The organism is Exiguobacterium sp. Leaf187 (assembly GCF_001423925.1).
GTDB classification, from domain to species: domain Bacteria; phylum Bacillota; class Bacilli; order Exiguobacteriales; family Exiguobacteriaceae; genus Exiguobacterium_A; species Exiguobacterium_A indicum.
The window spans coordinates 26,929-40,350 of record NZ_LMPR01000014.1 but is presented as its reverse complement, the minus strand read 5'-3'; the positions used below and the strand labels follow the sequence as shown (position 1 = coordinate 40,350).

Sequence of the window (13,422 nt, the reverse complement as noted above, 5' to 3'; positions counted from 1 at the left end):
CTTTCTGTCTCTCTATTAACGAACGCTCGTCCGGTATCCTTCTGGATGATGTGCATGCCAATTCCAAGCATCACGAATGATTGTTTCGATGTCAGTGCGTTGTGGCGTCCAGCCGAGGACTTCTTTTGCTTTGGCGGATCCAGCGATTAAGATACTCGGATCCCCTGCACGACGTTCAATGATGCGTTCCGGAATCGGGTGTCCCGTCACGCGACGGGCTGCCTCGATGATTTCCCGCACGGAAAACCCTTGGCTTGAACCGAGGTTAAAGACTGCGCTGTCGTTGCCGTCCGCTAAATAATCAAGTGCTCGTACATGGGCATCGATCAAGTCTTCAACATGGATGTAATCACGAATGCATGTGCCATCCGGCGTTGGATAATCATCGCCATAGATCGAAATTTCTGCCCGTTGTCGGTTGGCGACTTCAAGGACGAGCGGAATCAAATGTGTTTCTGGTGTATGGTCTTCCCCGATCTCACCTGTCGCCCGTGCACCGGCGACATTGAAGTAACGTAACGCAACGTAACGTAAGCCATACGCTTGTTCAGACCAGCGCATCATCTTCTCCATCATCAACTTCGTCTCGCCATATGCATTCGTCGGACTCGTTTCCGCTGTTTCGAGAATCGGCATCTGTTCCTGTTCACCGTATGTCGCTGCCGTCGAAGAGAAGACAATTTGTTTGATGTCGTGAGCAATCATCGCTTCGAGCAACACTTGTGTCCCGTAAACGTTGTTATCAAAGTAGCGTAATGGTTCCGTCATCGACTCGCCGACAAGTGAAAAAGCAGCGAAATGAACGACTTGTTCAATCGTCTCTTCCGTAAAGACGCGATCGAGAAAAGCACGATCGCGTATATCTCCTTCATATAAACGTGCTTGCGGGTGAACCGCTTCACGATGACCGGATTGCAGATGGTCGATGACGACGACATCCTTTCCGGCATCAATCAATTGATAGACGGCATGGGAGCCGATATAACCAGCTCCACCTACGACTAACGTTGCCATTTAGATGACCTCCCGTTCGATTTCACGTGCTCCGTCACCGACCGTCGCCGTATAGAACGTCGCCGGGTATCCGATCCGTGCTTCATAGTGTTCGCCGACAGCTTGTTTGAACGCGTCGACTGCCTCGTCTTCAACGATTGCAATCGCACAGCCACCAAAACCAGCACCTGTCATCCGCGCGCCGAGCACGCCCGGTTGTTCCCAAGCGGCTTCGACGAGTGTATCGAGTTCAATCCCTGTCACTTCATAATCTTCCCGTAACGAGACGTGTGAAGCGTTCATCAACTGACCGAACGTCGTCAGTTCTCCCGCTTCAAGTGCTGCTAATGCCTGAAGTGTTCGTTCATTCTCTGAAATCGCATGGCGTGCGCGACGCATCAAGATTTCGTCTTCCCATGCTACTTTTGCGAATTCTGACGTCGTCCATTGTCCGAGTGCTTCCCGTGGCGTGAATTGATTGAGATAAGCGAGTGCTGTCTCACATTCCGCCCGGCGTTCATTGTATTTCGAATCCGCCAGTTCACGGCGTTTGTTCGTATTCATGATGATAATCGTATACCCCGTCAAATCGAGTGGGGCATACGTATAATCGAGCGTCTCACAATCGAGCAACAATCCCGCTCCCGCTTTTCCCATGCCGATCGCAAATTGATCCATGATACCACTGTTGACGCCAATATAACGGTTTTCGACTTGTTGACCGAACCGGACGAGATCAAGACGTGGAATCTCTAATCCGTATAATCGATCGAGCAAGACACCGATGACGAGTTCAAGCGAAGCCGATGATGAAAGACCAGCTCCATTCGGAATGTCACCTTGAATCAGGATGTCACATCCTGAATCGATTCGGTACCCTGCTTCCTGTAAGACCGTGATCATACCCTTCGCATAGTTCGCCCAACCGTGCGTCACGTCATACGCAAGTTCATCGAGCGTGACTTCGATGATGCCGTCCTGCTCGAAATTCAGTGAGTAAAAGCGGAAATGTTGATCGTTTCGTTTTCGTGCGATCGCATGTGTACCGAACGTCAACGCACATGGAAAGACGTGACCGCCATTGTAATCCGTATGTTCGCCGATTAAATTGATCCGTCCTGGTGCAAAGAAGCGATGCGTCGACGGTGAGCCAAACCGCTGTTCAAATTGTGCTTCTAACGTCTGGTCTGTCATACGATCGTCTCCTTTGATTTGAGTAATGAGAGCGCACGGTGGACTGGCTGAATCCGCAAGCAGCGGGCTTCATAGTCCGTCGTGTATGAGAACGTCAAGCCTTGTTGCATCAAGTAAGCGCCGCTTAACGTCCGGTCCTCGACTTGATAACGCATTGCTGGGTCGAGTCCTTTTAGTTTGAAGTGATACTGATGTGTTCCGTACTGTCGAAGTGGCGCGATCGCAAGTAGGACCGTTTCTTCTTCTGATGTATACTGCATGACGCTTGGCGTCTGTTGTGTAAATGCAGATAAGCGATACTGGATACCGCGTTGAATCGTCGGACGAATCGCTTGATATGTCTCAATCCAACCTTTTGCTTCCGCAAGTTCATCCGTTGACCATTCGCTTAAGTTACCACCAATGCCGAGTGTGCCTTGCATCGAGGAGACAAAGCGTGTTGCAAGCGGTACGTTGCGTCCATTTAACCAGTTCGGTCCGTCCGTCACCCAACAGCTCATCATTTTCGCATTGTAAGCATACGAGAAGTCGTACTGAATTTGTAAGCGATCGAGTGGATCGGTGTTATCACTCGTCCAGACTTGTTCCGTCCGTGAGAGGATTCCAAGGTCAATCCGTCCGCCACCACCTGCACAGGCTTCAAAGTCGACCGTCGGATGCAAGCGACGTAATTCATCAAAGATTCGGTACAACGCATCGACGTGACGTTTCCATAATTCCTGTTGGCGATCCGTCTGGTCTTTTGGAACACCTGGTTCTGAAAAGGCGCGGTTCATGTCCCATTTAATGTAGTCGATCGCGTGACGTGTCAGCAAGTCGTCCATCATCTCGAGAATGAATTGCTCGACTTCTGGTAATCCGAGGTTTAAGACGTATTGATTCCGAGACGTCGTCCGGACTGCATCGCGCGCATGGTAAATCCAGTCTGGATGCGCCCGGTATAGATCAGAATCCGGATTGACCATCTCCGGTTCGACCCACAGACCGAATTGTAACCCTTGTTGTTTCACATACGAGATCAAAGGCTGAAGACCGTTCGGGAACTTTTCTCGATTGACATGCCAGTCACCGAGTCCCGCTTGATCGGTATGGCGTTCACCGAACCACCCGTCATCGACGACGAACAGTTCACAGCCGATTCCTGCTGCCAGATCAACGAGTTCACGTTGACCAGATTCCGTGACATCGAAATACGTCGCTTCCCATGAGTTATAAAGAACCGGACGATCGGTCGCACGTGGCATGATGACGTCACGCTGAAAGGCATGCGCATGGGCGCTCATATCCGCGAAACCGTCCGCATAGCCGATGTAGAACGTTGGTGTCGTCAACTGTTGTTGATGTGATAGTTTCCAACTGAAGTCAAACGGATTCATGCCACCTGATAGCTGAACGAAACCGAACGCATCTTGTTCGACGTGAATCGCCCAGTTACCGGAATAAGCAAAATGTCCGTAGACGACTTCACCGCCATCTTCTGTCGCGTCCTGCTCGAGTGCGAACCAAGGGTTCGCTTGGTGACTTGTCACTCCACGTCGACTTTCAATCGTCTGGCGCCCTGGTGTCACTGGTGTGATCTGTTTCTTGAACTCACCTGTCCACATGCCAGCGAAGTGATGCAGTTTTAAATTCGGTTGATGCCAGCGTCCCATCGCAAAGGACTGGGCTGCTGTTAAACGAACAGGTAATCGACCTGTGTTTTCAACGACAATCGAACGACCGATGATGTCGTAATCCGCGAACACTTCGTACTGAACCCCGACACGCATCTCCTGCAAGGGATCAAACAGCCAGAGTGTCAATTTCGTTTCCGTCTGTTCGGAGCGCTCAAACTGGAACTGGTGAATCCGCTGTCCATCCTCTCGTTCCGATTTCAAAGTTGGCTCCGTATACAACATCTCGCCGAATGGTACGAAATCGTACGTCGCGACGCCGTCTGGTGATTCAAACGAACTGTGCGCGACGACTGGACTCGGTAACGCTTTATAATCATCCCGGTATGGTAACTTGGCACCGAAATAGGTGTGAATCAGCTTACCGTTCGCACCGACCGTCACGACGTGAGCGACCCGTTTCCCTTCGACGACGAAACGACGTCCTGCTACTTCAAAGATTGCCATGGTTCTCTTCCTCCTTACGTCGTCAGAATCAGTGTCTCGAGTGGTGCGAGCCGGACCGTTCCACGATATGTCTCTTCATCTGTCAATACTTTATATGTGCCGTCCAAGTTAACGTCCCGTGCTTCTTTCGTGTCATGGTTCATCAAGAAGAGGAAATCGCGTTTTTCGCCGTGACGACGCACGATTTCGACTTGATCCGGCGCCTCGATCATCTCGATGCCGGCCTCCGTGAACGCTTGACGGTAAATCGTATCGATCATCGCGTCATCAATCGATGAGCCGATGTAGGTAATCATTCCTTTATAGGCATTGCGCGTCACAGCCGCTACACCCTCGTAGAACGTATCTTTATAAACAGCGAGCGTCTCCGCTGTCGTTGGTGTGATGAGATCACACCAGAGGCGGGCTGTTGAGGATTGTCCTGCCATCTCGCCGATGCCTGCCACCTGATGTTGCTGAACGGATTGGAGTGACTCGTATTCGTCGATCTCGATGCCCGCATACGGTGCGAACTTACCTGGTAACGTCGTCGGTACGACATGATTCCGTGCATCCTTCACGCCTGTCCGGTACGTGAAGATGACGTGACCACCTTGTTCCATGTACGCAATCAAGGCGTCATCGAATGTTGGGTTCGTCAAGAAATAGAGCGGGACGATGATCAGTTTATAACTAGATAAATCATCACCTGGGAAAACGATGTCGGTTGCGACTTGTTGGCGAACCGCTCCACCATAGAAGCGCACGAACTCTGTTCGGAAATCAAACGCATCACTATGCGGCTGGTGCGTCCACGCCCAGACGTTTTCTTGATCGAAATAGACACCGACTTTCGCGTCATAACGGCTCGCGTTAATCTCATCGCCGTACGTATTCAGCTCCGTCATGATCTGTTTGACTTCTTCGAATTTCCGCTTCGGTTTTCCATCATGATCGATGATGCCGTGACAGAATTCCTCTGTTCCGAAATGAGCAGCGCGGAACCGGAAGTAAACGATCGCTTCCGCTCCCCGAGCGACTGCTTGGTACGTCCAAAGGCGAATATGACCTGGTCGTGGCAAGTAACCGATTTTACTCCAGCCTTGTGCGCCACTCAACTGTTCCATGACCCAGAAGCCTTTTCCTTGCTTCGAAGAGCGGCAAAGATCGTGATCACTTGCCATCTTCTCGAACCGGTTCGGCTCCGGTAGCCCACCCCAGACTGGGTAGTTATCGAACGCGACATAATCGAGGTCCTGCGCCATTTGTTGTTGATTGACCGCCATGTCACTGTAGACCAAGTTATGCGTGATGAAGACGTTCTCTGGAATGTAGCGACGTAAGACATCGACTTGTAATTTGTTGTAGTACGTATAGCCGTCGGCACAGAAGCGATCGAAGTCGACGAGCAAGGATGGGTTGTGTTCCTGATAGACTTTACGCGGTACCGGGATTTGCTCCCACGCCGTGTACGTCTGACTCCAGAAGACGGTTCCCCACGCTTCGTTCAAGGCATCGAGCGTTCCGTAACGGTTCGCTAGCCAACGCTGAAAAGCAGCGCGGTCGACATCGCCGTAAGAACGATCCGATTTCTCATGCCCGTATTCATTATCCGTTTGCCACCCGATGACACGAGGATGTTGACCGTAGCGTTTCGCCATCTCTTCCGTGATCTTGACGGATAGACGCTGGTACGTTTCGCTGTGGACCGTATAATGGCGACGAGCACCAAAGCTGATCGTCACACCGTTCTCATCGACCGGTAAGATTTCTGGATACTTCGTACATAACCAAGCCGGTGGTGTCGCAGTTGGTGTCCCGAGTACGATATCGAATCCTTCCGCACTCAAGCGTTCGATGACGTCATCCCAAAAGCTGAAGTCATAGACGCCTTCTTCCGGCTCCATCATCGACCAAGCGAATTCCGCGAGACGAACGACGTTGACGCCAAGTTCCTTCATCAGTCGGAAGTCTTCCTCCCATAGTGCTCGTGGTGTTTGTTCTGGATAATAATCGACTCCTAAATACATTGTGCTCCCCCTTACGCAAAAACAATTATTTTACTGCACCCGCCGTCATTCCTTTTTGGAAGAAACGTTGGAAGAAGATATAGAAGATCATCGTCGGTAAACTGATCAAAACAAGTGACGCGTAGATTTTTCCTGGATCCCCACCGAGCGCATCTTTGAAGAAACTTGGTGCCATCGTCACTGTCTGATAGGCAGGATCCGTCATGAACGTAAGAACCATCAAGTATTCGTTCCATGAGTTAAGGAACGCATAGATTAAAGCTGTTGCAAGCGCTGGTTTTGCGAGTGGTAGCATGACTTTGAAGAAGACTTCAAGAATCGTCGCTCCATCGATATACGCCGCTTCCATCAGTTCGTTTGGTAGTTCATCGAAGTACCCTTTGATGAGCATCAGACCGAATGGTAAGAAGAATGCGACTTCCGCTCCGATCAGTCCCCAGTGGTTGTTCAGTCCGTCAAACGAACGGAGCGTGAAGAACAATGGAACGATCATCGAAGCGACGGGTAACATCAGACCCGCTAAGACCATGTTGAACAACAGGCGTTTTCCAGCAAACTCAAGTTTCGAGAAGGCGAACGCCGCGAATGCCAGAATCGTGATCGAGATGATGATCATGAAGAAGGCAACGAAGAAACTGTTGAAGACGAACGTTGGGAAGTTCGGGTTTTGCAGTGTCGCGATATAGTTGTCGAATCCATTGATTCGGAGACTCTCTTTGAACATGACGAAAATCGGGAATAACCAGACGATTGATGCCAGCACCAATACAAGGTTGATCATCCAGCGGCTTTTTTTAGATTCTACATCCATGGGTCGTTCCTCCTTAGTTATCCATTTTCTTTTGTACGCGCAATTGGAAGTACGTGATGAGTAAGGCAATCGTCAACAGGATGATGGCAACAGCACTCGAGTAACCGACTTCCTGTTGCAACATCGATTTCCGGAATAGATAAGTCGAAATGAACTCCGTCGACGATCCCGGTCCGCCGGCTGTCGTGATCCAGACTAAGTCAAACGTCTTCAGACCACCGATGACACCGAGGATCGAAAGTGTGAACGTCGTTCCTTTCAAGTTCGGGAAGACGATGCTCCACAGTGTCCGGAAGAATCCAGCTCCATCGATTTTTGCTGCTTCGAAGATTTCCTTCTCAATCGTCAACATCGCCATGTAGTACATGACCATTGAAGAACCCGTCCACTGGAAGATGTTGATTGCAATGACGGAATAAAGCGCGATGTCCGGATCACCGAGCCAGTTCTGTTCGAAGCTACCGAGACCAATCGCACGGAGGAACTCATTGATGTAACCAAACTGGAAATCATAGATTTGTGAGAATGCCGCACCGAGTACGACAGGGCTCAAGACGACCGGGAAGAAGAAGACCGACTTCATCGCCGTCCGCAATGGTCCCGGTGTATGCAGGAAGTACGCCAAGACAAGACCGATACCGGCTTGGATCGTGACTGTTAAAATCGTGAAGATGAACGTATTCTTCAGCGAGAGATAGAAGTCTGGATCTTGGAACATCTCAGCATAGTTGTCGAGTCCGACGAACGCTTTGTCAAACGAGATTCCGTCCCACGAGAAGAACGAGTTATAGGCGTTATAGAAGATCCCATAATAGATGAAGCTGACAACGAACAAGACGATCGGGGCAACGAAAGCCCATCCGACCATGTTCCGCTTCATGTTCTTTTTCTTCTTTGGCGCAGGCGTACGTGTCGCTACCGGCTGGAGCGGTTCTGCTTTTGGTTTAATCGGCAATTCCTGTCGCTCTGTCTGCATATGGATTCCCCACTTTCCTCAAGTCCAAAAATCAGGAAGTGGCACGCAGGCGTACCACTTCACTGTCGAGTCTTATTTCGCTGATTGATCCGCTGCGTCTTGAACGCGTTGTAATGCTTCTTTCGGATCTTGTCCTGTCGCGATGTTTTGAAGTTCCTTACCGAGGATATCGTTTAATTTCGTATCCCGGATACCACGGCTAGCAACCGCTTTTGCTAATGTGTCGTTCAACATCTTGTACGACTCTTTTTCACCTTCCGTTGTGAAGGCAGCATCCGAATCGACTTTGACGTCCTTGATGCCAGGCGCCATCTCGAACTCACCCATGTAGACTTCTTGTCCTTTCCCTTGGCTCATGAAAGCGATGAACTCCGCTGCACCCTCTTGTTGTTTTGACTCTTTGTTGACACCAAGTGCCATATCGATCGATGCGATGACAGGTTGCTCTGTTCCGCCTGCTAAGTTCGGGAGTGGAACGAATCCGAGCTCATCATCGATTTTCCATTTTTCTTTTTTCTCTTTCGTCGTCATCGAGTGTGCTTCCCATGAACCGATGACCCACATCGCTGCTTTTTTATCGAAGAACTGGTTCATTCCATCATTGTATGTCGCTAGACCAAGTGCACCTTCTTGGAAGACTTTATCCTTGAAGAGGTCTTGCCAGATTTGTGCTGTTTTGACCATCTCGTCGTCTGTCCACTTCGCTTCACCCGAAAGAACTTTTTGGATGTAACCTGGCGCCACTTGGTGACTGAGGACGTTGTAGACGTCGATATCGATCCACGCATCTTTTGCTCCGAGCATGAGTGGGATGACTTTATCACCTGAGTCTTTAATCTTCTTGACTGCGCTGACTGTTTCTTTGTAGTTCTTCGGTGGTGTCACGCCGTATTTGTCGAGCATCGTCTTGTTGTACATCAAGTACGCTTGACCTGTGAACCCGATTGGGACCGCGTATTGTTTACCGTCGAGTGTCGTCTGTTCGATTCCAAGCTCGACGAACTTATCTTTCCAGCCTTTGCCGGCTGCTTTATCCATGTACGAATCAACCGGTACGACACGATCCTTGTACTGTTGGATCATCGGTTCTTTTAGACCGATGATGTCTGGACCCTTACCTGACAACATCGCGACTTGTAATTGTTTTTCATAGTCTTCACTGTAGCGTTTGAATTGAACGACGTATTTATCTTGCGATTCGTTGAACGCATCAACAACTGCTTTCCCCGCTTCAGGTTGTGGCGCCCAGCCCCACCATGTGACGATCGTCTTACCGTCTTTCGTTTTCGTTTGTTGCTCGTCTTCGCCACCACAAGCAGCAAGGAATGCGGATAATGTCAGGACAGATGCTGCAGCAACGAGTTTCGTTTTTTTGAATTTCATGTAAGAGCTCCCCTTTTATGTGTAAGTAGTCAAGCGTATCGTCTAGCGTGTTCCCCTTCAATTTGTGCTTGTTTGCACCATTCTTCGATCACCTTCGTCTGAATCGGCATTCCCTGTAGCTGAATCAATACGCGGGCAATCAATCGAAGACGGTACGCCAGCGTATCAACATCCGGTCGGACGAAGAGGTATAACTCTCCACCGAGCGTCAGACAACCGGCAGAGCGCATGTGTTGCATGAGTGCGCGTAATTCAATGTATCCGCTCTCATTTTTTCGAATGTGTAGCTCGGATGAACGGATCGTCAGGACCCCTTGTACCGATGACATCCGGAATTGAAATACACCGTCACGTCGTGGTCGAACGAGCACGATATCCTGCTCGTCTGTCGGGACATCGCCTGGACCCTGTTCTGTCATCTGTTGCGTCGACCGATGAAAATAAAAACCGCGGATTGCTCCGTAACGCCCGAAAGCTTCACGGTACGAAACCCATGGATCGTGTGGTTCCATTGCGCGATGCCTCCCTTTCCTGCTTCAGCTTGATTAGCCCCTGCTAACCTGCATCCACCTCCACTTAGTTGACCATGAACTTAGTAAATTAAATTTATTATCTAACTTTACATCGACTATAGCATATCACTTTTTATTTTGTAAACGGTTTCATTAAAATATTTTTGAATAACAAAACCGATTCCATCTCCTGCTGGTTCGCAAGACATGGAATCGGCTCATTAAATCGTTTGAAATAAACTGTTCGTTGCAAGGGCCGCAGCACTGAGCGCTCCCTGTTTTTCACCCCACGGGACCATCTTGACATCGGTTTCACGTGAAGCAGCGGTCAACGCCGTGTGCTCGACCCGTTCCTTGATTTGATCAACGATCGTAGGTGCGAGCTCGAACATCGGTCCCCCAAGTAAAATCCGGCGTGGATTCAAAAGATGAATCGTATTCAAGACCCCGATTCCGATATATTCCCCCGCTCGTTCATACGCACGAACCGCCTGCTCGTCTCCCTCGTTCAACCGCTTGCGCAAATCAGCAAGCGTCGAGACTTGTGGATCAACGACAGCATAATCCCGTAACAATGCTTTTTCGCCTGCCAACGCTTCAAGACATCCTCGGTTCCCACACGAGCAAATCGGACCATCGAGATCAAGGCGCATATGTCCGACCTCTCCCGTAATATGATGTTGTCCGTCGACAAGCTGTCCGTCGAGCACATAAGCACCCCCGATCCCTTCACCAGCATAGAGATAGAAGAATTGTTCGACCCCGACGCCTTCACCGAACAATAACTCAAACGAAGCGAGTGCCCGGACATCATTTTCGATGAAGACAGGATAGTCAAAACGTGCTTCGAGTTGTACCTTTAACTCAACATCATGCAGATGGAATCGTGGAGCAAAAAGAATGACACCTGTCTCCGGATTGACCATCCCGTGGACAGAGATGCCGATTCCGTGAATCGTTCCCCGTCCTTTTGTCTGTGCAATCAACGTCTCGCATAAGCGACCGATAGCTTCAATCAGTTCTTCATTCGTCTCAAAGCGTCCCACGGCTTCGGACTCATGAATCGTATTGCCACTTAAATCCGCAACGACCCCGATGAATTGGTGACTTGTTGCATCGATGCCGATGACGTATTGCTCTGTTGCGACGAGTTCGAGCATGATCGGTTTTCGTCCCCCGTTTGAAACCCCAAGCTCTCGCTCCGTCACGAGTTGTTCTGCAATCAATTCACTAACGATGTTTGATACCGTCGGCTTCGTCAAGTTCGTCCGTTGTGCTAACTCGACCCGCGAAATCGGTTGATGCATCCGGATCAGTCGCAAAACGAGTGCTCGATTATAAGAACGCATCCATTTAGAATTACGCGGTGTTTCTTTCGCCATGTCCCCCTCAACCCCTTTGGTCTGTCTCTTTACTATCTTCGCATATTTTGTAAGGGATTTCACGGTCTCACACAAAAACCGTTCATCTGCTGAACGGTTTTTGTGCACTTTCATGCTTCGTCGTATGGTTGTTCCAAGATCAAGACACGTGAACCGTCCGGATTCTCGGTCAGTTCGATTTCGACGATAGCTTGACCGACTAACAAGACGATCGGTTGAGACGGATCATTCTCGCGAAAGAAACCGATTTTTCCATGATATGCATCCATATAGTCCGCATATAAAAATGTGCCGTTGACGTGTAACTCATCCTTCATGCGATTAAACGTCAGACGTGGAACACCGTACCAAGCTTCCCCATTCAAATAAAGTAACGGACGCTCGCCGACCGATTCATTCATCGCCCGTCGGACTTCAATCGCCCCCGTCGTATCGTAATACAATCGATCCTGACCACGTGTCGCGATGACGATCGGATGTTTCTGATACAAGACGACTTCTAAAATTTCATCTGCTTGTTCGACGAAATAACCAGTCTCATCCGACTGGGCAAAACTAATCGTATACAGCTGCATCCAGGACACAATGTCCGTCACTTGAACCGGTTTATGAAAAAGCGCAGAAACAAGCAGTGTTTCTTGCGGAGTCACAATCAGATTGACGGAGATATCCGCTAAGCGGATCGTCCGGATTTGTGTCGAAGGATACGTATGGTCATAACTCGGAACAAGCATCGCTTCATAGTGATCATCCTTTTCGACCAGTTCAATCGATGGCATGCGTCGATCAAAATCCGCAATTTGAATTCGTTTCATCCGACATCTCCTCTCACCTTCTCGAACAGCCTCACGCAAGTTATTACCCAATATCTGGTTTTCGTGCACTCCCCTGAATTCAAAAAACCGGAACGCATGCGTCCCGGTCATTATAGATATAAATCATATAGTAGATATAGAATGCCTCCGACGATGATTAAAAATGAGAAGATGCCCGTTTTCCCAAAAAAGACGCGATCGACGGTTTCATCCCGTTCGAATCTTGGCTTCGTCATCTAGTACCGCTCCCTTTAACAAGCTCGTAGTACTTCTCTTTTTCGACGTCTTGTATCCAATCCCTTGTTATGATCTGTCATTTCGTTCCATTTGCGAAATAAATCAATGTTTCGGTCTCATCTTCTGTCAACGGTCGTCCTGTCTCTTCTGCATATAAGGTCCGCATGTCCTTCAGTCGCCCTCCGGTCGCTTCTGTTACGCGAATGGCTCGACGCAACATGTTGATCTCTTCTTCAAATTCCGACTTCGGCATCGCTTCTCCATGCGACCAGATATAATAGTCGGCATCTAAACGATCGAGTGTCGTTAGTAAACGCGTCGTCCGTTCGACCGTATAATTCCACTTCGGTGAAAAGATATCGGCATACATCGCGTCGCCTAAGAACACGACACGTTCTTCCGGAATGTAGACGAGTAGACTTCCCGGGGAATGATCGTTTTCGACTTCAATCAACTGACAGTGTACCCCGCCCAAATCAAGATCCAGTTCTCCTTCAAAGCCGATCGTCGGTAAAACGACTTCGATATCACGTGTCGAACCGAACTCGAGCTTGATCGCGTCCGCACAAAACGGAATCTCGATGCCTTGATCCATTCGTTCTTGTAACGCTCCATCTGTCCAAGCGTATGGTTGCATCTCCTTCATTCGTTCGATCGTTTGCTTGGTCGCGATTGACGGCAGACCGAGATGTTTCATCCCAAAAATATGATCCCAGTGCCAGTGGGTCAATGCCAATAAATCAGGTGATCCAAGATTGTGTTTCTTCATTTCTTCTAAGAATAGTGCTGCATGAGCTGACGAGTTTCCCGCATCGATCATCAATTGATGCTTTTCCCCACGTACGACGGCGAGAATCGGGCGGTCCGTCTCGCTGACCGGTGTCTGATACCAAATCCGTGAAGTTAGTTGTTTGAAGTGTTGCATGCTCTACCTCCTTATCATCTGCTTTTAGTATACGTCATGACAAAACCGGGTTCATCTAGAAGACG

At 49.3% G+C, this 13,422-nt stretch carries 12 protein-coding genes; all 12 read right to left on the bottom strand.

Going from position 1 to position 13,422, the window contains the following annotated elements:
- Positions 1-15 precede the first annotated feature (15 nt).
- The 12 genes from galE to ASF99_RS16530 all read right to left on the bottom strand — a co-directional run bounded on the left by galE (position 16) and on the right by ASF99_RS16530 (position 13,357).
- On the bottom strand, positions 16-1,014 hold the full coding sequence (gene galE, locus ASF99_RS16580) for a UDP-glucose 4-epimerase GalE (RefSeq protein WP_055970135.1): 999 nt from the start codon (positions 1,012-1,014) through the stop codon (positions 16-18).
- The gene (locus ASF99_RS16575) at positions 1,015-2,187 is read right to left on the bottom strand and encodes a galactokinase (RefSeq protein WP_055970133.1); all 1,173 of its coding nucleotides are present in this window, start codon (positions 2,185-2,187) and stop codon (positions 1,015-1,017) included.
- Positions 2,184-4,307, bottom strand: a complete 2,124-nt coding sequence (locus ASF99_RS16570; protein ID WP_055970131.1) for an alpha-galactosidase — start codon at positions 4,305-4,307, stop codon at positions 2,184-2,186. The genes ASF99_RS16575 and ASF99_RS16570 overlap by 4 nt, the downstream gene beginning before the upstream one ends.
- 14 nt (positions 4,308-4,321) lie before the next feature.
- Positions 4,322-6,316: a beta-galactosidase gene (locus tag ASF99_RS16565; RefSeq protein ID WP_055970129.1), complete on the bottom strand. Its 1,995-nt coding sequence runs from the start codon at positions 6,314-6,316 to the stop codon at positions 4,322-4,324.
- A gap of 25 nt (positions 6,317-6,341) precedes the next feature.
- Positions 6,342-7,127, bottom strand: coding sequence for a carbohydrate ABC transporter permease (locus tag ASF99_RS16560; protein WP_023466970.1), 786 nt, complete (start codon positions 7,125-7,127; stop codon positions 6,342-6,344).
- Between the two features lie 13 nt (positions 7,128-7,140).
- Positions 7,141-8,103 carry a carbohydrate ABC transporter permease gene (locus tag ASF99_RS16555; RefSeq protein WP_055970127.1) on the bottom strand — a complete coding sequence of 321 codons (963 nt, stop codon included), beginning with the start codon at positions 8,101-8,103 and terminating at the stop codon, positions 7,141-7,143.
- A gap of 72 nt (positions 8,104-8,175) precedes the next feature.
- On the bottom strand, positions 8,176-9,486 hold the full coding sequence (locus ASF99_RS16550) for an ABC transporter substrate-binding protein (RefSeq protein WP_035399053.1): 1,311 nt from the start codon (positions 9,484-9,486) through the stop codon (positions 8,176-8,178).
- A gap of 29 nt (positions 9,487-9,515) precedes the next feature.
- Positions 9,516-9,998 carry a hypothetical protein gene (locus ASF99_RS16545; RefSeq protein ID WP_055970124.1) on the bottom strand — a complete coding sequence of 161 codons (483 nt, stop codon included), beginning with the start codon at positions 9,996-9,998 and terminating at the stop codon, positions 9,516-9,518.
- 221 nt (positions 9,999-10,219) lie between these two features.
- Positions 10,220-11,380 carry an ROK family transcriptional regulator gene (locus ASF99_RS16540; RefSeq protein ID WP_023466966.1) on the bottom strand — a complete coding sequence of 387 codons (1,161 nt, stop codon included), beginning with the start codon at positions 11,378-11,380 and terminating at the stop codon, positions 10,220-10,222.
- Between the two features lie 110 nt (positions 11,381-11,490).
- Entirely contained in the window at positions 11,491-12,195 is a 705-nt protein-coding gene (locus tag ASF99_RS16535; protein ID WP_035399056.1) for a hypothetical protein, read from the bottom strand.
- 110 nt (positions 12,196-12,305) lie between these two features.
- Entirely contained in the window at positions 12,306-12,431 is a 126-nt protein-coding gene (locus ASF99_RS17730) for a hypothetical protein (RefSeq protein WP_268761044.1), read from the bottom strand.
- Positions 12,432-12,508: 77 nt separating this feature from the next.
- Complete coding sequence (locus ASF99_RS16530) at positions 12,509-13,357, bottom strand: MBL fold metallo-hydrolase (protein WP_055970121.1); 849 nt, start codon at positions 13,355-13,357, stop codon at positions 12,509-12,511.
- Positions 13,358-13,422 lie beyond the last annotated feature (65 nt).

What these genes read in the sequence shown, in the direction of transcription:
- ASF99_RS16530 (WP_055970121.1), bottom strand. Translation starts at nt 13,357, where the DNA reads ATGCAACACTTCAAACAACTAACTTCACGGATTTGGTATCAGACACCG.
- ASF99_RS16575 (WP_055970133.1), bottom strand. Translation starts at nt 2,187, where the DNA reads ATGACAGACCAGACGTTAGAAGCACAATTTGAACAGCGGTTTGGCTCA.
- ASF99_RS16565 (WP_055970129.1), bottom strand. Translation starts at nt 6,316, where the DNA reads ATGTATTTAGGAGTCGATTATTATCCAGAACAAACACCACGAGCACTA.
- ASF99_RS16535 (WP_035399056.1), bottom strand. Translation starts at nt 12,195, where the DNA reads ATGAAACGAATTCAAATTGCGGATTTTGATCGACGCATGCCATCGATT.
- ASF99_RS16570 (WP_055970131.1), bottom strand. Translation starts at nt 4,307, where the DNA reads ATGGCAATCTTTGAAGTAGCAGGACGTCGTTTCGTCGTCGAAGGGAAA.
- ASF99_RS16540 (WP_023466966.1), bottom strand. Translation starts at nt 11,380, where the DNA reads ATGGCGAAAGAAACACCGCGTAATTCTAAATGGATGCGTTCTTATAAT.
- ASF99_RS16555 (WP_055970127.1), bottom strand. Translation starts at nt 8,103, where the DNA reads ATGCAGACAGAGCGACAGGAATTGCCGATTAAACCAAAAGCAGAACCG.
- ASF99_RS17730 (WP_268761044.1), bottom strand. Translation starts at nt 12,431, where the DNA reads ATGACGAAGCCAAGATTCGAACGGGATGAAACCGTCGATCGCGTCTTT.
- ASF99_RS16550 (WP_035399053.1), bottom strand. Translation starts at nt 9,486, where the DNA reads ATGAAATTCAAAAAAACGAAACTCGTTGCTGCAGCATCTGTCCTGACA.
- ASF99_RS16545 (WP_055970124.1), bottom strand. Translation starts at nt 9,998, where the DNA reads ATGGAACCACACGATCCATGGGTTTCGTACCGTGAAGCTTTCGGGCGT.
- ASF99_RS16560 (WP_023466970.1), bottom strand. Translation starts at nt 7,127, where the DNA reads ATGGATGTAGAATCTAAAAAAAGCCGCTGGATGATCAACCTTGTATTG.
- galE (WP_055970135.1), bottom strand. Translation starts at nt 1,014, where the DNA reads ATGGCAACGTTAGTCGTAGGTGGAGCTGGTTATATCGGCTCCCATGCC.